The sequence below is a fragment of the Streptomyces sp. NPDC006602 genome, from assembly GCF_042870385.1.
Taxonomy (GTDB): domain Bacteria; phylum Actinomycetota; class Actinomycetes; order Streptomycetales; family Streptomycetaceae; genus Streptomyces.
Genome location: NZ_JBIAHG010000001.1, coordinates 1 through 24,249, shown reverse-complemented (window position 1 = coordinate 24,249; position 24,249 = coordinate 1). Strand labels below are relative to the sequence as shown.

Sequence of the window (24,249 nt, the reverse complement as noted above, 5' to 3'; positions counted from 1 at the left end):
CGTGGCCTGTCGGCTCCGATCATGTCGCGCGGGCGGGGCCGCGGACCATACGTTTCCGGCGGAGTTCCGCAACTTTCTGTAGGGACCCGACAGTGCGTGCCGTAAGCCACTGTGGGTGCCCGATTGTCCGCGGGCGGTCCGGGACCGATAGGTTTTCGAGGAAGCCGCCTGTCATCCAGGTGTTCGGGCGGGTGTCTCAGACCGCTATCGAAAGGGTGATCCGTTGAGCCGCTCGGTTCTCGTCACCGGAGGCAACCGGGGCATCGGCCTCGCCATCGCCCGCGCGTTCGCCGACGCCGGCGACAAGGTTGCCATCACGTACCGCTCGGGCGAGCCGCCGGCCGGCTTCCTTGCCGTCAAGTGCGACATCACCGACACCGAGCAGGTGGAGCAGGCCTACAAGGAGATCGAGGCCGAGCACGGCCCGGTCGAGGTGCTGATCGCCAACGCCGGCATCACCAAGGACCAGCTCCTGATGCGCATGTCCGAGGACGACTTCACCTCGGTCATCGACACCAACCTCACCGGCACCTTCCGGGTCGTCAAGCGCGCCAACCGCGGCATGCTGCGCGCCAAGAAGGGCCGCGTCGTACTGATCTCGTCGGTCGTCGGGCTGTACGGCGGCCCCGGTCAGGCGAACTACGCCGCCTCGAAGGCCGCCCTGGTCGGCTTCGCGCGCTCGCTCGCCCGCGAGCTGGGTTCGCGCAACATCACGTTCAACGTCGTGGCGCCCGGGTTCGTGGACACCGACATGACCAAGGTGCTCACCGACGAGCAGCGCGAGGGCATCGTGAAGCAGGTGCCCCTCGGCCGGTACGCGCAGCCCGAGGAGATCGCCGCGACGGTGCGGTTCCTCGCCTCGGACGACGCCTCGTACATCACTGGAGCCGTCATCCCCGTTGACGGCGGACTGGGAATGGGTCACTGATCACCATGAGCGGAATTCTCGAGGGCAAGCGCGTCCTGATCACCGGTGTGCTGACGGAGGCCTCCATCGCCTTCCACGCCGCGAAGCTGGCCCAGGAGCAGGGCGCCGAGATCATCCTCACCGCGTTCCCGCGGCCCACGCTCACCGAGCGCATCGCCAAGAAGCTCCCCAAGCCCACCAAGGTCATCGAGCTCGACGTCACCAACGACGAGCACCTCGGGCGCCTGGCCGACATCGTCGGCGAGGAGCTCGGCGGCCTGGACGGCGTCGTCCACTCCATCGGCTTCGCCCCGCAGGACGCCCTCGGCGGCAACTTCCTCAACACGCCGTTCGAGTCGGTCGCCACGGCCATGCACGTCTCGGCGTACTCCCTGAAGTCGCTCACCATGGCCTGCCTGCCGCTGATGCAGAACGGCGGCTCGGTCGTCGGTCTCACCTTCGACGCCCAGTACGCTTGGCCGCAGTACGACTGGATGGGCCCGGCCAAGGCCGCCCTGGAGGCGACCAGCCGCTACATGGCCCGTGACCTGGGCAAGCAGAACATCCGCTGCAACCTCATCTCGGCGGGCCCGCTCGGTTCCATGGCCGCCAAGTCCATCCCGGGCTTCGGCGAGCTGGCCTCCGTGTGGGACACCCGGGCCCCCCTGGAGTGGGACCTCAAGGACCCGGAGCCGGCCGGCAAGGGTGTCGTCGCACTGCTGAGCGACTGGTTCCCGAAGACCACGGGCGAGATCATCCACGTGGACGGCGGTCTGCACGCCATCGGTGCGTGACCCTGCTGCTGTGGTTCCAGTGATGGGTGTGGGCCCGCGTCCCTTCTGAGGCGGGCCCACACCCATCACTCGTTCGGCCTACCCGGCCGGGCGGCCGAGGACCGCAACTGCGCACCCTGGATTACGCGTTCACTTCACGCGTCCCTCCCCAGCACGGCCGAGGAGGTCCCTTTGTGCGCCTGTCCCGCAGCCTGGCCTCAACGACCGTAGCCCTCTGCCTCGTGCTGTCCCTGTCGTACGACGCGAAGCCGCACGCGCGCGTGGAGGTACCGCAGTCCGCCGCGCCGGAGCCGTTCGGGGCCGCGTGCCGCAGCAAAGTCATCGGATCCCATGTGATCGCTTACTGCCACAACCCCTATCCGCGGACCGACAGCGTCAGCCTGCACATCGAGTGCGACCGCTGGTGGGACCTCGACAGCGACGGCACCCCCATCGAGGCCGGGCCCGCGCAGACCGTGCGCCTGACCGGGCGCTGCTGGAAAGAGGTCCGCTCGGTGTGGATCAGCCACCGGAAGGGGCGTTGAACCGCCCCGGGCGGCACAGGAACGGATAGCTCGCGGCCTCCTGCGCGGCTGCCGCCGTGTCGCCCGTACGGATCGCGTCGACGAGCCGCGCGTGGTCCATGTGCGTCTCCGGCGTCAGTTCCTCGCCGACGTCCTCGCGCAGCCAGTCCCGCAGCACCTCGCCCAGGTCGGCGTACATCGCGGTCATCACGTCGTTGTGCGAGGCGGCCACCACCGCCAGGTGAAAGGTCGCGTCCGCCGTCACGAACGCCTCGGCGTCGCCCGACTCCCACGCCTCCTCACGGCGTACGAGGAGCGCGTCCAGCTGCTTGAGGTCCTTCTCCGTGCGCCGCTCGGCGGCGAGGCTCGCGGCGGCCGACTCCAGCGTGGAGCGCAGCTCCGCGATGTGCCGCGGGTCCGCGTCGGCGAAACGGCGGTGCATCACGCCGGCCAGTTCGCTCGTCGCCACGACGTACGTGCCGGAGCCCTGGCGGATGTCCAGCAGACCGTTGTGCGCGAGCGCGCGAACGGCCTCACGGACGGTGTTGCGGGCGACGCCGAGCTGCTCGACCAGCTCGGGCTCCGTCGGGATCCGGGCGCCGACCGGCCACTCGCCCGAGGTGATCTGGTTGCGCAGAGCGGCGATGACCTGCTCGGACAGTGCCGACCGACGGGGATGGCTCAGAGGCATGGCACACCTTCGCACGGGCGGGGCCGGAGCGGGCGACCCGGGGATGGACAACCAATCATCCTATGATTCTATGATGGATCTCATGTCACGTGAGGAAACCCGGACGACGAAGTCCACGACCGTACGCAGTTCCGCCGCGCCCGACCCCCAGGCAGCCGATGGGTCCACCGCAGCCGCCACGCGCGCGTGGGCGACGCGTCTGGTCGTCGTCGGCATCGTGCTGTCCGCCCTCAACCTCCGCCCCGCCATCACCAGCCTCGGCGCCCTCCTCGAAGAGGTCCGCGACGGCCTCGGCATGAGCGGCAGCGTGGCCGGGCTCCTCACCTCCGTGCCGCCGCTCTGTTTCGCCGTCTTCGGCGTCATGGCCCCCAGGCTCGCCCGCCGCTTCGGGCCGGGCGCGGTGGTGTGCGCGGGCATGGTCGCCATCACCGCGGGCCTGCTCATACGGCCGTACGCGGGCGACGCGGTGGGGACCGTCGGCTTCCTGGCCGGCACCGCCCTCGCCCTCATGGGCATCGCGGTCAGCAACGTCCTGATGCCGGTCATCGTCAAGCGCTGGTTCCCCGACCGGGTCGGTTCCATGACCGGCCTCTACTCGATGGCCCTCGCCCTCGGCACGTCGGCCGCCGCGGCGGTGACCGTACCGATGACGGAGGCGCTGGGCGGGAGCTGGCAGGCCGGGCTCGCGGTGTGGGCGGGTCTGGCGGCGGCGGCCGTGGTCCCGTGGATTCCGCTCGTACGGGACCGGGGGACCGCGTCGGCCGTGCGGGCCCCCGCGCGCGGGGAGCCGTCGGCCCCGCTGCGGATCACCCGGAGCCGTACCGCCTGGGCGCTCGCTGTGTTCTTCGGGCTCCAGGCCACCGCCGCCTACATCACCATGGGCTGGATGGCGCAGATCTTCCGGGACGCGGGCGTGACCGCGGGCACGGCAGGGCTGCTGCTCGCCGTCACGATGGTGATGGGCGTGCCGCTGGCCTTCGTCATCCCGCGCGTCGCCACCCAGCTGCCGCACCAGGGGCCGATCGTGATCGCCCTGGGCCTCTGCGGCCTCGTCGGATACGCCGGCCTGTACTTCGCGCCGGCCGGCGGCGCCTGGGCCTGGGCCGTCCTGCTCGGCGTCTCCAACTGCGCCTTTCCGCTGGCCCTCACCATGGTCGGGATGCGGGCCAGGACCGGCGCGGGCGTCGCCCAGCTGTCGGCCTTCGCGCAGAGCACCGGTTACCTGATCTCCATCCCGGGACCGCTCCTGGTCGGCGTGCTCTACCAGCACAGCGGCGGCTGGGGTGCGCCGATCGCCCTCATGACCGGCCTGATGATCCCGCAGATGGTGGTGGGCGTCCTGGCCGGGCGCGACCGCACGGTGGAGGACGAGGCGGCGCGCTGATCCGTGCGCAGGCCCGAGGGCTCACCCCGGGGGAGTCGTGGCGGCCGACGGGTGCGAGACTTGCCGTATGCCAGTGCTCGATCCGAACCCCCAGAACGGCCAGAAGAAGATGCTCCTCGTCTTCGGCTCGTTCTTCGCCATCTTCGTGATCATCGCCATCATCGCGACCATCGCCTCGCCGTGACCCTGCCCGCGTGATCGTGGCCCCGAGTGATCGTCCGGCCGGCCGATGGTGGGGCTAACCCCCCTGTCCCCTAGGGGGCAAGTGTCAGGGTCAACTGGGTGGATCACCGGATGGGTCGAACGCCGGAGATTCCGTAGCTTCGAGATGTGACCGCGAAAGGCGGGCACGGACCACTCGAAGACGGCGGAGGCACCCATGTCGGCTCCTACGCATACCAGGCCCCACCCGGCGACCCGCGGCGGCGTCGACAGCCGGCTGCCCTGGTGGGCCGTGGCACTGCCGACGCTCGCGTTCATCGTGCTCCTGGCGCTGATCTTGAACCCGACGGACGCGCAGGCGGCGTCCAGCGACCCCGCCGTCACCCATCTCGTCGAGCGAGTGCAGCAGCTGATAGCGCGCTGAACACGGCCGGAGCCGCTGGTCAACTCCCTGCGCCCCATGGCCTGTTTCATGCGAAGCTGGATCCCATGAGCGTCGCAGAACCCCGCAGGATTGTCCTCTTCCGGCATGCGAAAGCCGACTGGCCACAGGTGACCGACCACGAGCGGCCGCTCGCTGAACGGGGTCGCATGGACGCCGCAGTCGCCGGACGCAAGCTGGCCGACACCGGCTTCCCCTTCGACCTGGCCCTCTGCTCCACCGCGACCCGGGCCCGCGAGACCTGGAAGCTCGCCGTCCATGAATTCCCGCACCGGCCGAAAACGGTCTACGAGGAGCGGATCTACGAAGCCTCGCCCGGCGAGCTGATCGCCCTGCTCAACGAGATTCCCGACGACGCGCAGGACGTCCTGCTCATCGGCCACAACCCGGGCATCCAGGGCCTGGCCGACATCCTGGCCGGCTCGGCCGAGGGCGACGCCCGCGAGCGGATGAACAGCCGCGGCTTCCCGGCCGCCGCCTTCGCCGTCCTGTCCTTCGACGGCTCCTGGAAGTCCCTGGAGCCGGGCGTGGCCACGCTGGTCGACTACTGGGCGCCGACCGACTGAACCGTTCTCCGAGCTGAGTGGCCCGGGACCGCGGCGGTACCGGGCCCCTCACAGCTCCGCGTGCGGGGACGGGCTCAGATCTCCTCGTGCATGTCCGCGGCCTCGACCTCTTCGCGGGTGACGCCCAGCAGGTACAGGACCGTGTCGAGGAACGGCACGTTCACCGCGGTGTGCGCGGCCTCCCGCACCACCGGCTTGGCGTTGAAGGCGACCCCGAGGCCGGCCGCGTTGAGCATGTCCAGGTCGTTGGCGCCGTCGCCGATCGCCACGGTCTGCGCCAGCGGTACGCCCGCCTCCGCGGCGAACCGGCGCAGCAGCCGCGCCTTGCCCGCCCGGTCCACGATCTCTCCGGTGACCCTGCCCGTCAGTTTTCCGTCGACGATCTCCAGCGTGTTGGCCTGGGCGAAGTCGAGCCCGAGCCGCTCCCTCAAATCGTCCGTGACCTGGGTGAATCCGCCCGAGACGACACCCACTTGGTAGCCGAGGCGCTTGAGCGTACGGATCAGCGTGCGCGCGCCCGGCGTCAGCCGCACCTCGCTGCGCACCTTGTCCACCACCGAGGCGTCCAGCCCCTCCAGAAGCGCGACGCGCGCGTGCAGCGACTGCTCGAAGTCCAGCTCCCCGCGCATCGCGGCCGCCGTCACCTCGGCGACCTCATCCTCACAGCCGGCGTGCGCGGCGAAGAGCTCGATCACCTCGTCCTGGATCAGCGTCGAGTCCACGTCCATGACGATCAGGCGCTGGGCGCGGCGGTGCAGTCCGGCCGCGACGACCGCGACATCGACGCCGAGCGCCGCCGCGTCGGTCACCAGAGCGGTGCGCAGCGGCTCGGTCTCCACGCCGGACACCGCGAATTCGACCGCCGTCACCGGGTACTTGGCCAGCCGGAAGATACGGTCGATGTTGCCGCCGACCTTCGTGATCTTCGCCGCGACCGCCGCCGTCGCCTCCGCGGTGAGCGGATGCCCGAGCACGGTGACCAAGGACCGCCCCAGCCCGCGCGGACGGTTGTCGCCGAGGCCGGAGATGATCTCGGCCTGCATCTTGATCGACTCCGCCCAGCTGTGGACGGTCGCCCGCAGATCCCCCTCCAGGCCGCTGGGCGGCGCGGTCACGAGCGCGCACAGCACCATCCGGCCCCGGGTGACGACCTGCTCGATGTCGACCACGTCGACGGAGTAGGCGGCGAGGGTGTCGAAGAGTCCGGCTGTGATCCCCGGCCTGTCCTTCCCGAAGATCTTGACGAGAAGGGTGGGGACGTCAGAGGACGAGGTCTGCGAAGCGCTCATGGTGTTCCCACCGTATCCGGCACCCAGTGCCTTCCGCGCCTGAGGTCCGCCTGACGGACACGGAACAATGGGTGGCGGACCGGTGTCGCCGACCTTACGCGCCGGCCACATCCTCGCCGCACACGACCCTGCCGCCCCGGTGGGTCACCGGCGCCCCTTCGGCCGCCCCGGAGGCGGTGGCGGGGGTGGTGGCGGGGGTGGGGGAGGTGGCGGCGGTGGCCCCTTGTCCGAGGCGGACGACGGCCGCTCCCCGGACCGCGCTCCGGGCGGCTTGCGGGGCCACCGCGGCGGCGGCTCGATCGGCCGGGCCACCGTGGGCGCGCCGTACACGTCGTCGCCGGACGACCGCGGACCATCCGGTCCAGGGGGCTCGTCTTCGTCCGCCGGACGTGCGTCCTCCGGTTCCCGTGGTGCGTCCGGCATCCGCAGATAGGGATTGGTCGCCGGGTTCGGCGGCCGGTACGACGCGCCGGGAACGTACGGCCCGGACTCGCCCGCGTAAGGATCCCTCCGCTGTTCCTCATGAGGATCACGGGCCTCACCTGCGTACGGCCCCGTGGGTTGCCCTGCGTACGGAGCACGCCCGGCGCCCTCGACCGTCGGAGCACGCCAGGCGCCCTCGACCGTCGAAGAAGGCCCGGTACCCCCGGCTGCGGCCCCCCTCCGCCCGTAACCCAGTGCCAGCGGCGCCGCCCGTTGCCCCGCCGCCCTGGTCGCCCGGGCGAGCAGCGCCCCGGCGGCCCCCGCGCCCGCCCCCCACACGGCGCCCAGGAGCAGCGCCATGCCAAGGTTGCCGCGCAAGGTGATTCCCGCGCCGAACGCGTCGAAGCCGAGCACGGACAGCGAGGCGTCCACGGACACCTCCGTCAACCAGGCGAGCAGCGGCAGGGTCAGCGCCGTGGCGATGCCCAGCCGCAGCGCACACCGCCCGGCGAAACCGAGGGCACCCGGACCCCGTACGACTGGGTCCCGGAGGACCGGATCCCGTCCGTCTGGATCCCGTACCGCCGCCGAACCGCCGCCCCCGACAGCCACCGGCGTCCGCACCGCCGTCAGCACCCCCGCGAGCAGCATCATCAGCGCCGCCGCGACGCCCAGCAGCCACACCCGCCCGTCGAGGTCCGCCAGCCGCCCCAGGGTCACGGACTGGTCGGACTCGGAGTTCAGCAGCTCGTCCAGCGGGTCCGGCAGGAAATTCGTCAGCACCCCGGTCGCCCTGCCGTCGAACGGTACGGACAGGCCGATCGGGATGCCCAGCCACACACCGTTCGGCGCGCCCAGCAGCGCCGCGCCGGCGATCCGCTTCGGATGGTCGTCACTGATCGCGGCGTACCCCGCCGCCGCGACCCCGGCCGCCACCGCCACCAGCAGGACCGTGACCAGGGCCGACGCGGCCGGCCGTACGACTCGGTGCACGGCCTCCCAGCCGCGCGGCAGCGGTGTGCGGCGCGAGGCGAGCAGGGCGACCAGCAGGATCCCGGCCGACCAGCCGAGCCCGCCGAGCAGTGTCGGAGCGGCGTCGACCGTGAAGCCGACGGCCGCCTTCGCGTCGATGAGGTCGCCGATCTGGTCGGGCAGCAGCCCCCCGATGTCCCCGACGTCGCCTACTCCGGGGATCTCGATGCCGCCGCCCCCGCCACCGCCGGGCAGGTCGTCGAGCCCCAGTGCGCTTCCGTCGATCGTGATGACATCGTGCCCCGCCCAGGCCAGCCCGCCCAGCATCGCCACGAACAGCGCGACCACCGAGCCCGCGCGCGCCAGGAGTTCGGAGGGCGCGATCACAACTCCGGCCCCGCGCAAAGACCGGAGGAAGAACCACGACAACAGCAGCGCGCCGACCAGGCTCACGCCCAGTGGCGTGATCTCGATGGCGGTCGCCGCTTCCGCGCCCGACAGGCCGAACGCGGACACATCGCCGGACGGTGTGACCGAACCACCCGCCCCAAGAGCCACCACCGCCGCGGTCATCGGTCCGAGCGAACCCGCCGTATCGGCTTCGAGCAGATGCAGACCGAGCGCCGCCGTGCCCGCCATCCCGATCAACGCCCAGCTCACGGAGGCGATCGCGGACAGCAGGATGTCCCCCCAGGGCAGCCTGTCAGTGGGCTTCCTGGTCTCGACGCTCATGGACGCACTCATGGCAGACCCCCCGATCCGCGGCGCGGCCGAGTCGCCGCGCATGTCCCCCTCGCGTGGATTACCACTCTCCGGGCCGGTTTCAACCCCGTCAACGGAAACGGCCGAAGCGGGCGTACGCCTCCTTCGCAAGGCCCGACTTTCGGTCAGGGGGCCGAGCCTGAAATAGTTCCCGACGATGTTCGACATCCCTAGACTCCCTGTGTTGGGGGTACATCGGGGGACTACTCAGGTGGGGCATGGAGTGCCGGAACTCGTACTGGAATTGAATGGACGGACCTGGACGCTCGATCCGTCCCGGTCATACATCCTCGGACGTGATCCGCAGGGGGACGTGGTGCTCGACGATGCCAGGGTGTCCTGGCGTCACGCCACGATCAGCTGGAACGGCCGTAGTTGGGTCATCGAAGACCACGGCAGCACCAACGGCACGTTCGTGCAGGGGCAGCGGATCCACCAGCTGGAGATCGGCCCGGGCGCGGCCGTGCACCTGGGCAACGCGACCGACGGTCCGCGGATCGCCCTCTCCGGAACCACGGCAGCCGTTGCCTCGCCGCAGGCACAGCCCCAGCAGCAGCCGTACGCTGCCCAGGGTGCGAGCCCCGGCTGGGCGGCGCCGCCGCAGGCTCCGCAGCAGCAGGCCCCGCAGGCCGGCTGGCAGCAGCCGCAGCAGGTCGCGCCGCAGATCCCGCAGCAGCAGGGCCCCGGTGGTGGCGCGGGGGCGCCGCCGGTCTACGGCGACCGCAGCCCGACCACGTTCCACCAGTTCTCACTCGGCCGCGTCATGCGCATCGGCCGCGCCCTGGAGAACGACCTGGTGGTCTCCGACCTCCAGGTCTCCCGCAACCACGCGGAGTTCCACGCCACACCGGACGGCCGCTTCGAGATCCGCGACCTGGGCTCGCACAACGGCACGTACGTCAACGGCCAGCCGATCGCCAAGGGCGGCACGCAGCTGCTGGGCCCGAACGACATCGTCGGCGTCGGCCACTCGACGTTCCGGCTGGTCGGCGACCACCTCGAGGAGTTCGTCGACACCGGCGAGATCTCCTTCTCGGCCCGCCACCTGACCGTCACGGTCGACGGCGGCAAGCAGATCCTGAAGGACGTCTCCTTCGGCGTCCCGGAGAAGTCGCTGATCGCGGTCATCGGCCCGTCCGGCTCCGGCAAGTCGACGCTCCTGAAGGCGCTCACGGGCTACCGCCCCGCCAACCAGGGCGACGTCCTCTACGACAACCGGAACCTGTACAAGCAGTTCGCCGAGTTGCGCCAGCGCATCGGTCTGGTCCCGCAGGACGACATCCTGCACAAGGAGCTGACCGTCAAGAAGGCCCTCAAGTACGCCGCCAAGCTGCGCTTTCCCGCGGACACCACGGGGAAGGAGCGCGAGGCGCGCATAGACGAGGTGCTGCGCGAGCTGAAGCTGGACATCCACAAGGAGAAGAAGGTCACCTCCCTCTCCGGCGGCCAGCGCAAGCGCGTCTCGGTGGCCCTGGAGCTGCTGACCAAGCCGTCGCTGATCTTCCTGGACGAGCCGACCTCCGGCCTCGACCCGGGCATGGACCGCGACGTCATGCAGCTGCTGCGCGGCCTCGCCGACGACGGCCGTACGGTCCTCGTCGTCACGCACTCCGTCGCCGAACTGGCCATCTGCGACAAGCTGCTCGTGATGGCCCCCGGCGGCAGCGTCGCCTACTTCGGCCCGCCCGAGGAGGCGCTGAACTTCTTCGGCTACGACACCTGGGCCGATGTCTTCTCCGCCTTCGAGAACTACCGCGACTACGACTGGGCTGGACGCTGGAGGGGCTCGCAGCACTACCAGATGTACGCCGCGGACATCGACGCCGTTGCGCCGCAGTCCGTACAGATGCCGCCGATGCAGGCGATGAAACCGCCGAAGCCGCAGGGCTGGATGTCCCAGTTCCTCACGCTGGTGCGCCGCTACACCTCGGTGATCGCCTCGGACAAGGGCTTCCTGGCGCTGATGGTGATCCTGCCGGCGGTCCTGGGCGCGGTGAGCCTGCTCATCGACTCGGGCAACAGCCTGCTGCCCAACCCGGCCAACCCGAAGACCGGCCGGATCATCCCGAACGGCACGGCCACCACGGTTCTGCTGATCCTCGCGGTCGGCGCCTGCTTCGCGGGTGCCGCGAACTCCGTCCGTGAGCTGATCAAGGAACGGGTCATCTACGAGCGGGAGCGCGCCACCGGCCTGTCCCGCTCCGCGTACCTGATGTCCAAGGTGTTCGTGCTCGGCGTGATCACCGTGCTGCAGGGCCTGCTGGTGGGCGTCATCGGCTTCGCCAGCCGGGAGATCCCGGAGCAGGGCCTGATCCTCGGCAGCGCCACCATGGTCGAACTCTCCATCCCGATCATGGCGCTGGGCTTCTCCTCGATGATGTTCGGCCTGATCATCTCCTCGCTCGTGAAGACGGCCGAGAAGACCATGCCGCTGCTGGTCATGTTCGCGATCATCCAGGTCGTTTTCACCGGCTGCCTGTTCACCCTGAACGGCGCGGTCGGCGTCAACGAGTTCTCGTACCTGATGCCGTCCCGCTGGGCGGTCGGCGCCGCGGGCGCCACGCTGGACTTCAACAAGATCAGCCCGCCCAAGGAGGGCGGCGACACCGACCCGCTGTGGGAGCACACCGTCGGCGCCTGGGGCATGGACATGGCCGCACTGATCGTCCTCGGCGTGATCTGCGGCTTCTTCGTGGCCCGCTTCCTGCGCCGCCACGAGCCCGAGGTCATGCGCAAGTGATCATTGTCGTACCACGCGACGCTCTTGTACGACGGTGAAGGGCGGCACCCCGGTCGGGGTGCCGCCCTTCGGCGTGAAGAGGTCCGCGCGGCCTCAGTACGCGCTGTTGACGTTGTCCATCGAGCCGTACCTGTCGGCCGCGTAGTTCGCGGCGGCGGTGATGTTGGCGACCGGGTCGTAGATGTTCCAGGACGTGCCCGGGACGTGGTACGTCTTGAAGGTCGGCGGGATGACCTGGAGCAGTCCCTTCGACGGGATGCCGTTGATGGCGTTGATGTCCCAGTTGTTGATCGCGTTCGGGTTGCCCGAGGACTCCCGGATGATGTTGCGATACAGACCGTTGTACGAACCGGGGATGCCCTTGGCCTTCATGATGTCCAGGGAGTGCTTGATCCAGCCGTCGAGGTTGTTGGTGTAGCTCTTCGTCGCGGCGGCCTTGATCTTGGCGCGCTTGGCGGACCGGCTCGCGGCCTCCTTCGCCTTGCGCTGCTGCTCGGCCTTCTTCTTGGCGGCGGCCGTCTTCTTCGCGGCTGCCTCGGCGGCGGCCGTCCTCTTGGCGGCTGCCTCGGCGGCGGCCTTCTTCTTGGCGGCCGCTGCCGCCTCGGCCTTGGTTTCCGCCTCGGCCTTCTTCTTGGCGGCGACCTTGCCCTGCAGGCTGTCACCGGCGAGCTGCTTGGTGACACCCGACTGCAGGCCCTTGAGCTGCTCGGACTTGTAGGCCACCGGAGCCGAGACGGCGGCCGCCTCGGACGTGGTCGTCTGCCCGCCGGGAACCGCGGTGAACGCCACGGCGGCGGCACCGAGTGTGGCGACACCGGTGATCGCGATCTTGTGCGTCCGGGTCAGGGCACGACTGCGAGTCTTGATGTTCTTGAAGTTCATGGGCATGCGGTTGGACCTCTTCGAATAGCGCGGAGGTCGCTCGGCGTCCGGTGTCGGACCGGGGTGCTTCCGGCACAAACGCCGCGGGCAGGACCCACGGCGCTGAGCGACGAGTGCCATTCTTAGCGGCCGCAAAATGCCCAGGCAAAGGTGTGACGTACGAAGCCGGGTAGTGGATCAGGGAGGGGCAAAACGGGACAGACCAGAACGTCTGCCCCGTTCACAAGGGAGGGGTTTGTCTCCTATTTCACCTAGTACGTGATCTGCGCCCTATGTGCGGGCTCACATCGGCGATGCGGCGGTATCACCAACAGTTGCGGGCGCAATGCTCTGCGTGAGGCCCCTCCTCCGGGAGGACGAGGTGCACGTCCCCGAACTCGTGCCACAGATAGAGCCCGCGCAGCGCCTCCTCGTAACCGCGGTCGACAGCCGCCCGCCCCGCGACCGCCTCCAGCATCAGCAAATGCGACGCCTCGGGCTCGTGCAGCCCCGTCAGCAGCCCGTCCACCACCCGCACCCCGCGCTCCGGGGTCACCACGAGGCCGGTCCACCCCGCACGCGCGCGTACGAGCCCGTCCGACCCGGCGGCCGACTCCACGGCCCGCACGGCGGTCGTCCCCACGGCCACGACCCTGCCGTCCCCCGCCTTCACCGCGTTGATCAGCCGCGCCGACGCCTCCGGCACCGCGAACCGCTCCGGATACGGCGGCTCGTGCGCCTCAGCCGAAGCCACCCCGGTGTGCAGCGTGACCGGCGCGAACTGCACCCCCCGGCTCACCAGCTCCGCCACCAGCCGCGCGGTGAAGGGCCGCGCCGCACTCGGCATCTCCGCACTGCCCGCCCCGTCGGGCGACGGCAGCGCGAACACCGTCTGGTACACGGACAGCGGCTGGTCCCGCTCCGTATAGGAGTAGCGAATGGGCCGCCCGTGCTCCCGCAGCAAACCGAGGATCTCCGCCCCTGCCACCCGCGCCCACCACAACCGCTCGCTGTGCGCGCTCAGCGGCTCCTCCAGGACCAGCCGCCCGCCTCCGGGCAGCCGCACCTCCGTCCCCGCCGGCCCGCCCGCACGCGCGCGTGTGGTGCCCTTCTCGTCGGGATCCCGCACCTCGACCGCCCACCGCCCGTCGTCCCCGCGGGTGGAGACGTGCACCACCACGCGCGCGTGCCCGATCCGCCCGTCGACGGCGGCGGCCAGTGTGGGCGAGGTGTTCACGACGAGCAGGTCCCCGGCCCGCAGCAGCCGGGGCAGCTCCACGAACGCGTGGTGCGACACCTCGATGCCGCGCGACACGAGCAGCCGTACGGCATCCCGGTCGAGCCCGGGCCCCCGCTGCTCGACCGGCACCCGGGCCGACAGCTCCTCCGGGACGTGCACCGCCAGGGTCATCGCGCCTCCAGCAGAGCGGCAGCCCCGTAGCGCCCGCTCACGGGCCGCTCGTCCAGCAACCGCAGGAACGCCGGCACCACACCGACCGGCTCCGGCCGTGGATCCTTGTCGTCCGGTACGGCGGCCGCGTACAGGTCCGTCGCCATGTCGCCCGGGTCGACCGCCCACACCCGCAGTTCCGGCTCCTCCTCGCTCAATACCGCCGCGAGATGGTCCAGAGCCGCCTTGGACGCCCCGTAGCCGCCCCACGTCTCGTACGCCTCGGCGGCCGCGTCCGAGCTGACCACGATCACCGTGCCCGCCTCGGACGCCCGCAACAGCGGCAGCGCCTCCTGGACGAGCCCCAGCGCGGCCACCACATTCACCTCCAACGCCCGCCGCAGCCCCTCCAGGGGCAGCTTCTCCAGCCGTACCAGCGGCTCGGCGCCCAGCGCGCTCGCGTTGTTCACCAGCAGGTCCACCCCGCCCAGCTTCCACGCGGCTGCCACCAGCTCGCTCCGGTGCCCGGCGTCCGTGACGTCCCCGGGCAGGGCGGTCACCCGCGTCCCGTGCCCGGAGACGGCCTGCGCCGCCTCCGTGAGAGCCTCCGCGCCTCTGGCATCGAGCACCAGATCCCAGCCCCGGGCGGCCAGAGCGTCGGCCAGCGCCCGCCCCAGTCCCTTCGAGGCCCCCGTGATGATCGCTACAGGCATGACACACGTCCCCTCGTCCTCGACGCCTCTGATCGGTGTGCCCCCAACGTAGGAACCGTGCCGTCGTACCCGCCTCGGACGCGGGCCGCAAAGCGGTGAGGCCCTTCGCCCTAGGTCTCCCGGCCCAGGAGGCGGCCGCCACAGGTCGGATACGGACTGTCACACCCCGCCGGTACCGTGAGGGCATGAGTCAAGGCCCCCGGTCCGGCCTCGCCGCGGTCAGCTCCGCGCTGCTGGCCATGAGCAGGCACCTCGAGGTGCGCGACGTCCTCAAGACGATCGTGGCCTCGGCCCGCGAGCTGCTCGACGCGCAGTACGCCGCCCTGGGTGTGCCGGACGACCACGGCGGCTTCGCCCAGTTCGTGGTCGACGGCGTCAGCGAACAGCAGTGGCGGGCCATCGGCCCGCTGCCGCGCCAGCACGGCATCCTCGCCGCGATGCTGCACGAGGCGCGGCCCGAGCGCCTCGCCGACGTGCGCAAGGACCCCCGCTTCGAGGGCTGGCCGTCCGCCCACCCCGAGATGTCCGACTTCCTGGGCCTGCCGATCCGCGACGGCGACGAGGTCATCGGCGCGCTGTTCCTGGCGAACAAGAACTGTACGAAGCCGGAAGGCAGCTGCGGCTTCACCGAGGAGGATGAGGAACTCCTGTCGATCCTCGCCCAGCACGCCGCGATCGCCCTCACCAACGCCCGCCTGTACGAACGCAGCCGCGAGCTCACGATCGCCGAGGAGCGCTCGCGGCTCGCCCACGAACTGCACGACGCGGTCAGCCAGAAGCTGTTCTCGCTGCGCCTGACCGCCCAGGCAGCCGCCGCCCTCGTCGACCGGGACCCGGCCCGCGCCAAGGGCGAGCTGCACCAGGTGGCCGCGCTCGCCGCGGAGGCCGCCGACGAACTGCGCGCGGCGGTGGTCGAGCTGCGCCCCGCGGCACTGGACGAGGACGGCCTGGTCGCAACCCTCCGCACCCACATCCAGGTCCTGGACCGCGCCCACGCCGCGCGGGTGACCTTCACGAGCCTCGGCGTACGCGCCCTGCCCGCCACCCAGGAGGAGGCCGTGCTGCGCGTCGCCCAGGAGGCCCTGCACAACGCCCTGCGGCACTCGGGCGCCGAACACGTCGACGTGACCCTGGACCGGCGCGGCGGCGGAGCCGTCCTGCGGGTGACGGACGACGGCAGCGGTTTCGACCCCCAGGGGATACGCCGTGCGGGTCGCCACCTGGGCCTCGTCTCCATGCGGGACCGGGCGAGCGGGGTCGGCGGCGCACTGATTGTGGATTCGGTGCCCGGCAAGGGCACCACGATCGAGCTGGAGGTCCCCGGTGGCTGACCCAATCAAGGTGCTGCTCGTCGACGACCACCAAGTGGTCCGCCGGGGCCTGCGCACGTTTCTCGAAGTGCAGGACGACATCGAGGTCGTGGGCGAGGCGGCCGACGGCGCCGAAGGGGTCGCCCGCGCCGAGGAGCTGAAACCCGACATCGTCCTCATGGACGTCAAGATGCCGGGCATGGACGGCGTCGATGCGCTGCGCAAGCTCCGCGAACTGAACAACCCCGCGCGCGTGCTGATCGTGACCAGCTTCACCGAACAGCGCACGGTCGTCCCGGCCCTGCGCGCGGGCGCCGCGGGGTACGTCTACAAGGACGTCGATCCCGACGCCCTGGCCGGGGCCATCCGCTCCGTCCACGCGGGACACATCCTGCTCCAGCCGGAGGTCGCGGGGGCGCTGTTGTCCCAGGAGGGGAACAACTCCGGCCAGGGCAGGGGCGGTTCACTCACCGACCGGGAGCGCGAGGTGCTCGGGCTGATAGCGGACGGCCGCTCCAACCGGGAGATCGCCCGCGCGCTGGTGCTCTCCGAGAAGACAGTCAAGACGCACGTGTCGAACATCCTGATGAAGCTCGACCTGTCGGACCGCACACAGGCCGCTTTGTGGGCCGTACGCCATGGTGTGACCGGCTGAAACGCGCCCGGCGTGCGCTCCGCACGGCAATACGGAGCGTTCCGCTCCCGACTGAGATTCATACCGTCGTGGGAATGTCCCCCGGATGGCGCATCCTTTGCGGATCTCCGCCGTTCTCCAGTGCGTGCTGCGGCGACTGCCGCGGCAATCGCTAGGGAGGGCTCAGAAGTGAAGAACCTGAAGAAGGCAGCGGCCGTGACGATGGTGGCCGGTGGGCTGATGGCCGCCGGTGCCGGTATGGCCTCCGCCACTAACGGCGCGCACGCCGACGGCCAGGCCGTGGGCTCGCCGGGCGTCGTCTCGGGCAACGTCGTCCAGGCCCCGGTGCACGTCCCGGTGAACGCGGTCGGCAACAGCGTGAACGTCATCGGTGTGCTGAACCCCGCCTTCGGCAACCTGGGCATCAACCACTGACGCCAGTCGCCGAGCAGGTCATGACTTCGGCCTCCCGGGGGTTTCCCCGGGAGGCCGGTCAGCTTTTCGCTCGAATAATCCGAACGGGCCGTTGGCCTTGCGTTCCCGTGCCGTTCCGGATCTCTTCCGCGTTGATCAGCGCACGACCCGCGGCCGGGTCGGACACGCAAACGCAGGAGGAACGCTTTTCATGAACATCGCCAAGAAGGCTGCCGTAGCCATGACCGTCGCCGGCATCGCCGCCGGCGCCTCGGCCGGCGCGGCTGTCGCCGACGTGGGTGCCAATGCCGCGGCCGTGGAGTCGCCGGGCGTCGTCTCGGGCAACCTCGTCCAGGCCCCCGTCCACATCCCGGTGAACGCGGTCGGCAACACCGCCAACGTCATCGCTCTGCTGAACCCGGCCTTCGGCAGCCAGGGCGTGAACGACTGACGCCACCCGGCCGACGAGGAGCCCCACGAGTCGACGACGACGCGCGGGGCTTTTCGTATGCCGCCGCCAGGCCGCGGGCAGGCCGGCACCCCCTTCAGTGCTGGACCACCCTCGCCCCGCACCAACCCCGGCCACCAGTCATCCGACGGCTCACCGCACCCCCCGCTCCCGCTCCTCCACATACGCGTTGTACGCCGCCACAGTCGCCCGCCGAGCCGTCCGCTCCACCGGACGCAGCGCGACACCCCGCGCCGTCATCTCGGACGCGCTCACCGCACCCCCGTGCCCGTTCTCGTACGCCAGCGACACCAGCAACCCCACCCGCTGCGCCAGCTCCAGCACCCGCACCGCCCGCGGCGGATACCCCGGCGCCAACACCTCCCGCCCCCGCTCGGCCCGCGCCCGATACGCATTGATCGCGGCCTCCGCCACCGGCCCCGACCCGGCCACGTCCAGCCGCGTCAGCACCTCGGTCGCATCCCGCAGCGCCTCCGCCAGCTCCCGCTCGGCCTCCCCGAGCGACGGAACATCGGCCGGCGGCGCCTCCCGGACGGCAAGGCAGTGCCACACGACCTCGACATGGACATCACCCTCGGGCCCCGCCTCGTACACCTCGGGCACCAACCCGAGTGCGGCGCCGTGACAGACGACGGCCTCCTCGGCCTCCAGCGCCCGTGCGTTGAACTCCGGCGGCCCGCTCAGCCCCAACGGATGCCCGGGCGCGGGCAGAGCGAGCCGTAGTCCCGTCACGCCGAGCGACCGCAGCCGTCCCAGCGCGAGCGTGAGACCGACGGGCGCCGACTCACCCGGCAGCCCCTCCACCCGGTGGACCGCGTCCTCCCCGACGATCGAGAGCACGGCGTCATCGGGCGAGACAAGTCCGGCCAACAGGGCATTTCCCCAAGCGGCAAGGCGTCCAGAGCGTGGTTCCGAAAGCATGCCTCCACCCTAAGGACCGGACCGATGGAATGGAGCGGGCGACCGGTGGCGTAGATTTCTTCGAGGGCTGCGCCCACCGGCGCGGCGGACCGTGCCACAGGCGAACGCGACAGCCGAGACCGGCCACACTGCAAGGGGAGACAACGCGCTCATGAGCGATGTTCTGGAGCTTCAGGACGTATCCGTGGTCCGCGAGGGCCGGGCTCTGGTGGACCAGGTCTCCTGGTCGGTGAAGGAGGGCGAGCGCTGGGTCATCCTCGGTCCGAACGGCGCCGGCAAGACCACCCTCCTGAACGTCGCGTCCAGCTACCTCTACCCCAGCCAGGGCACCGCCACCATCCTCGGTGAGACCCTCGGCAAGCCCGGCACCGACGTCTTCGAACTGCGCCCCCGCATCGGCATGGCCGGCATCGCCATGGCAGACAAGCTGCCCAAGCGCCAGACCGTCCTGCAGACCGTGCTCACCGCCGCCTACGGCATGACCGCCGGCTGGCAGGAGGAGTACGAGGAGATCGACGAGCAGCGCGCCCGCGCCTTCCTCGACCGCCTCGGCATGAGCGACTACCTGGAGCGCAAGTTCGGCACGCTCTCCGAGGGCGAGCGCAAGCGCACCCTCATCGCCCGCGCCCTGATGACCGACCCCGAGCTGCTGCTCCTCGACGAGCCCGCCGCGGGCCTCGACCTCGGCGGCCGCGAGGACCTCGTACGCCGCCTCGGCCGCCTCGCGCGCGACCCGATCGCCCCCTCGATGCTCATGGTCACCCACCATGTCGAGGAGATCGCCCCCGGCTTCACCCACGTCCTGATGATCCGCCAGGGCAAGGTCCTCGCCGCCGGACCGCTGGAGCTCGAACTCACCTCCCGCAACCTCTCCCTCTGCTTCGGCCTTCCGCTTGTCGTCGAACAGGTCGGCGAGCGCTGGACCGCACAGGGCCTCCCGATGGCCTGACCCTCCGAACTCCCCGGACAAGAAGGGGGCGTTCCGAGCTCCGGCGCCCTGTCGGTGGCAGGTCTCCCGGACCTACCATGACCATGTGAACGACATCGACGCATGGGTGTGGTGGCTCGTCGGCGCGGTAGCGCTCGGAATCCCGCTCGTGGTGACCGCGATGCCGGAGCTCGGCATGCTCGCCGTGGGCGCCGCTGCCGCGGCGGTCACGGCCGGAGTCGGCGGCGGCGTCACCATCCAAGTACTCGTCTTCGCCGCCGTATCGGTCGCCCTGATCGCCGTCGTACGGCCCATCGCCGCCCGGCAGGGCGCACAGCGACCCCGACTCGCCACCGGCGTGGATGCGTTGAAGGGAAGACAGGCCGTAGTACTGGAACGGGTCGACGGCTCCGGCGGCCGTATCAAGCTCGCCGGAGAAGTCTGGTCCGCCCGCTCCCTCGCCACCGACCGCGCCTACGAAGTGGGCGAGGAAGTGGACGTCGTGGAGATCGAAGGTGCAACGGCGATCGTCATGTGACCTCGCAGGACGCGGGCATGACGTAACTGAACCGAACGCCTCACGAGGCACACGACGGTCTGTCACACTCGACCAGCAAGATCTTCAACAGACATAAGATCTTCCGAAAGCGCCGAGGCAGAGAAGGGCACGGGGAGCACGATGGAACCGGTCATCATCGTCTTGATCATCCTGGTGGTGTTGGTCTTCATCGCCCTCATCAAGACGATCCAGGTCATCCCGCAGGCGAGCGCCGCGATCGTGGAGCGCTTCGGCCGTTACACGCGGACGCTCAACGCGGGCCTCAACATCGTCGTCCCGTTCATCGACACCATCCGCAACCGCATCGACCTGCGTGAACAGGTCGTGCCGTTCCCGCCCCAGCCGGTGATCACCCAGGACAACCTGGTCGTCAACATCGACACCGTCATCTACTACCAGGTGACCGACGCCCGGGCCGCGACCTACGAGGTCGCCAGCTACATCCAGGCGATCGAGCAGCTCACCGTCACCACGCTCCGCAACATCATCGGCGGCATGGACCTGGAGCGGACCCTGACCTCCCGCGAGGAGATCAACGCGGCCCTGCGCGGCGTCCTCGACGAGGCCACCGGCAAGTGGGGCATCCGCGTCAACCGCGTGGAACTGAAGGCCATCGAGCCGCCGACCTCCATCCAGGACTCGATGGAGAAGCAGATGCGCGCCGACCGTGACAAGCGCGCCGCGATCCTCACCGCCGAAGGTACGCGCCAAGCCGCCATCCTCACCGCCGAAGGTGAGAAGCAGTCCCAGATCCTGCGCGCCGAAGGTGAGGCCAAGGCAGCCGCGCTGCGCGCCGAGGGCGAGGCCCAGGCCGTCCGTACGGTCTTCGAGGCCATCCACGCCGGCGACCCGGACCAGAAGCTCCTCTCCTACCAGTACCTCCAGATGCTCCCGAAGATCGCCGAGGGTGACGCCAACAAGCTCTGGATCGTCCCCAGCGAAATCGGCGACGCCCTCAAGGGCCTGTCCGGCGCCATGGGCAACTTCGGGCCCTTCGGGGGCGGTTCGGGCGGCGGAGGCAACTCCGGCAACGGCGGTGGGGGCACGGAACGCCGCGAGAAGCCGTCGATCGACTGACGACTGTCCTACGAGATCCGGGGTCCACCTCCCAACGGAGGTGGACCCCGGATCCACGTAAGGGCGCGGCCTAGGCCGCGGGCTGGGCCAACCACTCCGGCAGCGCCCCGAAGTCCTCGTTGCCCAGTGACAGCAGCATCGCGTCCGCCGGACTCGGCTCGAACGGCAGCCGTAGCAGCGGCATGCCCGCCTCGTCCGGAGTCCGGTTCGCCTTGCGGTGGTTGTCCTGCGCGCACGAGGCCACTGTGTTCAGCCAGGTGTCCTGACCCCCCTGCGACCGCGGCACCACGTGGTCCACGGTCGTCGCCCGCCGGCCGCAGTACGCGCACCTGTGCCGGTCCCGCACCAGGACACCCCGCCTCGACCACGGGGCTTGTCTTCGGAAGGGCACCCGCACATACCTGCACAGCCTGATCACCCGGGGCGCCGGTATGTCGACCGCGGCTCCGCGCATGCGCAGTTCGGGGTGGGACTGCTCGACGACGGCCTTGTCCTGAAGCACCAGAACGACGGCTCGGTTCAACGTCACCGTCGACAGCGGCTCGAAGCTCGCGTTCAGCACCAACGTGTCCCGCATGACCAGCCCACCTCCCGTGTGCACCCGCCCACCCCTCGGCGGACTGGGATCAACTCTGGCCGGGCACGCCGAGATGGACAACGAAATAAAAAGTGCCCGCCCCTGATCACTTCCAAGACCAGGGGCGGGCAAACGTTCCATGAACGTCAGGCTTCGGCGGGCACCTCGTACTCACCGATCAGCTGCGCACGCCCGATCGTGTGGAACCGCAGATTGAAGCCCACGAAGGCGGGAGTGGCATCCGAGTCCGGACCCAGCTCCTCCTGGTCCACGGCGTACACCGTGAACACGTACCGGTGTGGCCCGTCCCCGGGCGGCGGCGCGGCACCACCGAAGTCCTTCGTCCCGTAGTCGTTGCGCACCTGTACGGCGCCCTCCGGCAGCCCTTCGAACTTGCCGCTGCCCGCGCCCACCGGCAACTCGGTGACCGAGGCCGGGATGTCGAACACGACCCAGTGCCAGAAGCCGCTGCCCGTAGGGGCGTCGGGGTCGTAGCAGGTCACGGCGAAGCTCTTGGTCTCGGGCGGAAAGCCCTCCCACCGCAACTGCGGCGAGGTGTTGCCGGCCGCGTAGACCTGAGCGTCCTTGAGCGTCGCGCCTTCCTCGACATCCCCGCTCGTCACCGTGAACGACGGGACGGGCGGGTGGAAGTCATGGGGGAGCGGCCGCCGCTTGAGCTCGGTCACCTCGGTACCTCCTGAATCGGTTACTGGAGTCAGTGGTTCCGAGCCTAGAACCAGTTGCGCTTGCTGCCGACCTCGGACAGCCACTGGTTGAGGTACGCCGCCCAGTCCGTGCCCTGAAAGTCGTTCAGACCCACCTGGAACGAGCGGAACGTGTCGCTGCCCTCGCTGAACAGGCCCGGCTTCTTGTCCATCTCCAGGATGACGTCCATCGCGCTCTGGTCCGCGACGAAGCTCAACTCCACCTGGTTCAGCCCCCGGTACTGCTGCGGCGGCAGGAACTCGATCTCCTGGTAGAACGGCAGCTTCTGGCGCGTACCCCGGATGTGACCGCGCTCCATGTCCGCGTTCTTGAACCGGAAGCCGAGCTGGAGGAAGGCGTCCAGGATCGCCTTCTGCGCCGGCAGCGGGTGCACGTTGACCGGGTCCAGGTCACCGGAGTCCACCGCACGCGCGATCTCCAGCTCCGTGGTCACACCGATGTGCATCGAGGGCAGCGCACGCCCGTCGATCATCGTGATCGGTGTCTCCCACGGGATCTCCAGCCCGAAGGGAACAACGTGCACGGCCTGTGCCTTCAGCTCGAAGGCACCGCCGAGCCGATGCTTCGTGAACTCGATGTCCTGCTTGTACTCCTGGTCGCCGCTCTCGACCTCGACCTTGGCCTGCAGCCCGACCGACAGCGCCTCGATCTGCTGGTCGACGGACCCGCCCTGGATCCGAACCTCCCCCTGGACGACACCACCCGGCACGACGTTGACCTCGGTCAGCACCGTTTCCACCGAAGCCCCGCCGGCACCCAGGCTCGCGAGCAGCTTCTTGAACGCCATGTCTCTCCCTCTCCAGGAAGGCCCTTCGGGCACAACCTGTTTCCATCGGTTCCGTCGTCCTGCTTCTTGCGTTTCCGGCCCCTTCACGCGCGCGGGTCCTTGACCCGTACAAACGCGATCCGACCGCGCCCGGTTCCGGGTCTCACCCCGGCAAGGCGAACGCCCCCTGACCACCCCGTCGCACCCACCCGTCTGCACTACCCTCGGACGGCATGATCGCGACCCCCGACCGTACGCCTCTGCCCAGAGAGTTCTTCGACCGACCCGTACTGGAGGTCGCCCCCGACCTCCTGGGCCGCATGCTCGTACGCACCACCCCGGACGGTCCGATCTGCCTGCGTCTCACGGAGGTCGAGGCCTACGACGGCCCGAACGATCCCGGCTCCCACGCCTACCGCGGCCGCACGGCCCGCAACGGCGTGATGTTCGGTCCGCCCGGCCATGTGTATGTCTACTTCACTTACGGCATGTGGTTCTGCATGAACCTGGTGTGTGGGCCGGAGGGACAGTCGAGCGCCGTCCTCCTCCGCGCGGGCGAGATCGTCGAAGGGGCCGAACTGGCCCGCACACGTCGACTCTCGGCCCGAAGTGACAAGGAACTGGCCAAAGGCCCGGCCCGCCTCGCCACTGCCCTGGCGGTGGACCGCGCGCTGGACGGCACGGACGCGTGTACCTCCGGGGAGACGCCGCTGAGGATCCTCGCCGGAACGCCGGTGGCCTCCGACCAGGTACGCAACGGTCCCCGCACCGGGGTCGCCGGCGACGGCGGCGACGGGGACGCCCATCCGTGGCGCTTCTGGATCGCCAACGACCCGACAGTGAGCCCCTATCGGGCTCATGCCCCGAGGCGGCGCCGAAGTTGACGCGCCGAGGGGGAGGCGCGTAACGTGGCCCGAGCCGCTGAACCGGGTACGGCGTTCGCCAGCAGCCGGAGCGGCCAAACCACTACCTACGACTCCCTCCAGCGAGGGTGAGTTCGACGTGTCCGCACGCCTGAATTCGGAACTCGCGGAACTCGATTATGAGTTGGCTCGGGAATCGGCTAACGTAGTGAATGTCGAAAGGCCGACAGGCGAAAGCCGAAGCCTCACGGCAAATCCCGCCGACAGGGAATCGGGCCCGAAAGGATCTGGTAGAGTCGGAAACGCAAGACCGAAGGGAAGCGCCCGGAGGAAAGCCCGAGAGGGTGAGTACGAAGGAAGCGTCCGTTCCTTGAGAACTCAACAGCGTGCCAAAAGTCAACGCCAG

The 24,249-nt window shown here is 70.0% G+C and carries 26 protein-coding genes; 16 read left to right on the top strand and 10 right to left on the bottom strand.

Annotated elements, in window-relative coordinates:
• Positions 1 to 223 precede the first annotated feature (223 nt).
• From fabG to ACFYO2_RS00120, 3 genes are all read left to right on the top strand, one after another.
• Complete coding sequence (gene fabG / locus ACFYO2_RS00130; RefSeq protein WP_388341874.1) at positions 224 to 928, top strand: 3-oxoacyl-[acyl-carrier-protein] reductase; 705 nt, start codon at positions 224 to 226, stop codon at positions 926 to 928.
• A 5-nt stretch (positions 929 to 933) separates the two neighbouring features.
• Complete coding sequence (gene fabI, locus ACFYO2_RS00125; RefSeq protein WP_388341872.1) at positions 934 to 1,701, top strand: enoyl-ACP reductase FabI; 768 nt, start codon at positions 934 to 936, stop codon at positions 1,699 to 1,701.
• A 173-nt stretch (positions 1,702 to 1,874) separates the two neighbouring features.
• Entirely contained in the window at positions 1,875 to 2,225 is a 351-nt protein-coding gene (locus tag ACFYO2_RS00120) for a hypothetical protein (protein WP_388341869.1), read from the top strand.
• Here ACFYO2_RS00120 and ACFYO2_RS00115 read toward each other — a convergent pair.
• The gene (locus ACFYO2_RS00115) at positions 2,203 to 2,895 is read right to left on the bottom strand and encodes a FadR/GntR family transcriptional regulator (RefSeq protein ID WP_388341866.1); all 693 of its coding nucleotides are present in this window, start codon (positions 2,893 to 2,895) and stop codon (positions 2,203 to 2,205) included. The two genes, ACFYO2_RS00120 and ACFYO2_RS00115, sit on opposite strands and share 23 nt — an antisense overlap.
• Positions 2,896 to 2,977: 82 nt before the next feature.
• Here ACFYO2_RS00115 and ACFYO2_RS00110 point away from each other — a divergent pair, with 82 nt between their 5' ends.
• The 4 genes from ACFYO2_RS00110 (at position 2,978) to ACFYO2_RS00095 (ending at position 5,449) form a co-directional block, all read left to right on the top strand.
• Complete coding sequence (locus ACFYO2_RS00110) at positions 2,978 to 4,279, top strand: CynX/NimT family MFS transporter (RefSeq protein ID WP_388341864.1); 1,302 nt, start codon at positions 2,978 to 2,980, stop codon at positions 4,277 to 4,279.
• Positions 4,280 to 4,346: 67 nt separating this feature from the next.
• Positions 4,347 to 4,463 carry an SGM_5486 family transporter-associated protein gene (locus ACFYO2_RS00105; RefSeq protein WP_086023195.1) on the top strand — a complete coding sequence of 39 codons (117 nt, stop codon included), beginning with the start codon at positions 4,347 to 4,349 and terminating at the stop codon, positions 4,461 to 4,463.
• 195 nt (positions 4,464 to 4,658) lie between these two features.
• Complete coding sequence (locus ACFYO2_RS00100; protein ID WP_388341860.1) at positions 4,659 to 4,865, top strand: hypothetical protein; 207 nt, start codon at positions 4,659 to 4,661, stop codon at positions 4,863 to 4,865.
• A 65-nt stretch (positions 4,866 to 4,930) separates the two neighbouring features.
• The gene (locus ACFYO2_RS00095; protein WP_388341859.1) at positions 4,931 to 5,449 is read left to right on the top strand and encodes a SixA phosphatase family protein; all 519 of its coding nucleotides are present in this window, start codon (positions 4,931 to 4,933) and stop codon (positions 5,447 to 5,449) included.
• 74 nt (positions 5,450 to 5,523) lie between these two features.
• Here ACFYO2_RS00095 and serB read toward each other — a convergent pair whose 3' ends face one another.
• Both serB and ACFYO2_RS00085 read right to left on the bottom strand, forming a co-directional pair.
• Positions 5,524 to 6,738, bottom strand: a complete 1,215-nt coding sequence (gene serB, locus ACFYO2_RS00090; RefSeq protein WP_388341857.1) for a phosphoserine phosphatase SerB — start codon at positions 6,736 to 6,738, stop codon at positions 5,524 to 5,526.
• Between the two features lie 144 nt (positions 6,739 to 6,882).
• Complete coding sequence (locus ACFYO2_RS00085) at positions 6,883 to 8,865, bottom strand: streptophobe family protein (RefSeq protein WP_388341855.1); 1,983 nt, start codon at positions 8,863 to 8,865, stop codon at positions 6,883 to 6,885.
• Positions 8,866 to 9,118: 253 nt separating this feature from the next.
• Here ACFYO2_RS00085 and ACFYO2_RS00080 point away from each other — a divergent pair, with 253 nt between their 5' ends.
• On the top strand, positions 9,119 to 11,635 hold the full coding sequence (locus tag ACFYO2_RS00080) for an FHA domain-containing protein (RefSeq protein WP_388341853.1): 2,517 nt from the start codon (positions 9,119 to 9,121) through the stop codon (positions 11,633 to 11,635).
• A 93-nt stretch (positions 11,636 to 11,728) separates the two neighbouring features.
• On the opposite strand, the gene ACFYO2_RS00075 is transcribed toward ACFYO2_RS00080, so the two are convergent.
• The 3 genes from ACFYO2_RS00075 to ACFYO2_RS00065 form a co-directional block, all read right to left on the bottom strand.
• Positions 11,729 to 12,523: a transglycosylase SLT domain-containing protein gene (locus tag ACFYO2_RS00075; protein ID WP_388341850.1), complete on the bottom strand. Its 795-nt coding sequence runs from the start codon at positions 12,521 to 12,523 to the stop codon at positions 11,729 to 11,731.
• A 298-nt stretch (positions 12,524 to 12,821) separates the two neighbouring features.
• The gene (locus tag ACFYO2_RS00070; RefSeq protein ID WP_388341847.1) at positions 12,822 to 13,907 is read right to left on the bottom strand and encodes an S-adenosylmethionine:tRNA ribosyltransferase-isomerase; all 1,086 of its coding nucleotides are present in this window, start codon (positions 13,905 to 13,907) and stop codon (positions 12,822 to 12,824) included.
• Positions 13,904 to 14,599 (bottom strand): SDR family NAD(P)-dependent oxidoreductase, encoded by a 696-nt coding sequence (locus tag ACFYO2_RS00065; protein WP_388341844.1) that lies wholly within the window; start codon positions 14,597 to 14,599, stop codon positions 13,904 to 13,906. Before ACFYO2_RS00065 ends, ACFYO2_RS00070 begins: the two co-directional genes overlap by 4 nt.
• Before the next feature lie 185 nt (positions 14,600 to 14,784).
• Here ACFYO2_RS00065 and ACFYO2_RS00060 point away from each other — a divergent pair, with 185 nt between their 5' ends.
• From ACFYO2_RS00060 to ACFYO2_RS00045, 4 genes are all read left to right on the top strand, one after another.
• The gene (locus ACFYO2_RS00060; protein ID WP_388341841.1) at positions 14,785 to 15,930 is read left to right on the top strand and encodes a GAF domain-containing sensor histidine kinase; all 1,146 of its coding nucleotides are present in this window, start codon (positions 14,785 to 14,787) and stop codon (positions 15,928 to 15,930) included.
• Positions 15,923 to 16,564: a response regulator gene (locus ACFYO2_RS00055; RefSeq protein ID WP_388341838.1), complete on the top strand. Its 642-nt coding sequence runs from the start codon at positions 15,923 to 15,925 to the stop codon at positions 16,562 to 16,564. The genes ACFYO2_RS00060 and ACFYO2_RS00055 overlap by 8 nt, the downstream gene beginning before the upstream one ends.
• 168 nt (positions 16,565 to 16,732) lie before the next feature.
• Entirely contained in the window at positions 16,733 to 16,978 is a 246-nt protein-coding gene (gene chpE / locus ACFYO2_RS00050) for a chaplin ChpE (protein ID WP_388341836.1), read from the top strand.
• Between the two features lie 190 nt (positions 16,979 to 17,168).
• The gene (locus tag ACFYO2_RS00045) at positions 17,169 to 17,408 is read left to right on the top strand and encodes a chaplin (RefSeq protein ID WP_388341834.1); all 240 of its coding nucleotides are present in this window, start codon (positions 17,169 to 17,171) and stop codon (positions 17,406 to 17,408) included.
• 150 nt (positions 17,409 to 17,558) lie between these two features.
• On the opposite strand, the gene ACFYO2_RS00040 is transcribed toward ACFYO2_RS00045, so the two are convergent.
• Positions 17,559 to 18,347 carry a hypothetical protein gene (locus tag ACFYO2_RS00040; protein ID WP_388341831.1) on the bottom strand — a complete coding sequence of 263 codons (789 nt, stop codon included), beginning with the start codon at positions 18,345 to 18,347 and terminating at the stop codon, positions 17,559 to 17,561.
• A 151-nt stretch (positions 18,348 to 18,498) separates the two neighbouring features.
• On the opposite strand from ACFYO2_RS00040, the gene ACFYO2_RS00035 reads away from it, so the two are divergent.
• The 3 genes from ACFYO2_RS00035 (at position 18,499) to ACFYO2_RS00025 (ending at position 20,911) form a co-directional block, all read left to right on the top strand.
• Positions 18,499 to 19,296 (top strand): ABC transporter ATP-binding protein, encoded by a 798-nt coding sequence (locus ACFYO2_RS00035; RefSeq protein WP_388341829.1) that lies wholly within the window; start codon positions 18,499 to 18,501, stop codon positions 19,294 to 19,296.
• Between the two features lie 85 nt (positions 19,297 to 19,381).
• Positions 19,382 to 19,813: an NfeD family protein gene (locus tag ACFYO2_RS00030; protein ID WP_388341827.1), complete on the top strand. Its 432-nt coding sequence runs from the start codon at positions 19,382 to 19,384 to the stop codon at positions 19,811 to 19,813.
• A gap of 141 nt (positions 19,814 to 19,954) precedes the next feature.
• Positions 19,955 to 20,911 carry an SPFH domain-containing protein gene (locus tag ACFYO2_RS00025; RefSeq protein ID WP_388341824.1) on the top strand — a complete coding sequence of 319 codons (957 nt, stop codon included), beginning with the start codon at positions 19,955 to 19,957 and terminating at the stop codon, positions 20,909 to 20,911.
• A gap of 70 nt (positions 20,912 to 20,981) precedes the next feature.
• Here the strand turns inward: ACFYO2_RS00025 and ACFYO2_RS00020 are convergent, their stop codons facing one another.
• The 3 genes from ACFYO2_RS00020 to ACFYO2_RS00010 form a co-directional block, all read right to left on the bottom strand.
• Positions 20,982 to 21,488, bottom strand: a complete 507-nt coding sequence (locus tag ACFYO2_RS00020; RefSeq protein ID WP_266442016.1) for an HNH endonuclease — start codon at positions 21,486 to 21,488, stop codon at positions 20,982 to 20,984.
• A 146-nt stretch (positions 21,489 to 21,634) separates the two neighbouring features.
• Positions 21,635 to 22,174, bottom strand: coding sequence for a YbhB/YbcL family Raf kinase inhibitor-like protein (locus ACFYO2_RS00015; RefSeq protein ID WP_388341822.1), 540 nt, complete (start codon positions 22,172 to 22,174; stop codon positions 21,635 to 21,637).
• A gap of 44 nt (positions 22,175 to 22,218) precedes the next feature.
• Positions 22,219 to 23,001 carry a sporulation protein gene (locus tag ACFYO2_RS00010; RefSeq protein WP_388341820.1) on the bottom strand — a complete coding sequence of 261 codons (783 nt, stop codon included), beginning with the start codon at positions 22,999 to 23,001 and terminating at the stop codon, positions 22,219 to 22,221.
• 212 nt (positions 23,002 to 23,213) lie between these two features.
• Here ACFYO2_RS00010 and ACFYO2_RS00005 point away from each other — a divergent pair, with 212 nt between their 5' ends.
• On the top strand, positions 23,214 to 23,864 hold the full coding sequence (locus tag ACFYO2_RS00005) for a DNA-3-methyladenine glycosylase (protein ID WP_388341818.1): 651 nt from the start codon (positions 23,214 to 23,216) through the stop codon (positions 23,862 to 23,864).
• Positions 23,865 to 24,249 lie beyond the last annotated feature (385 nt).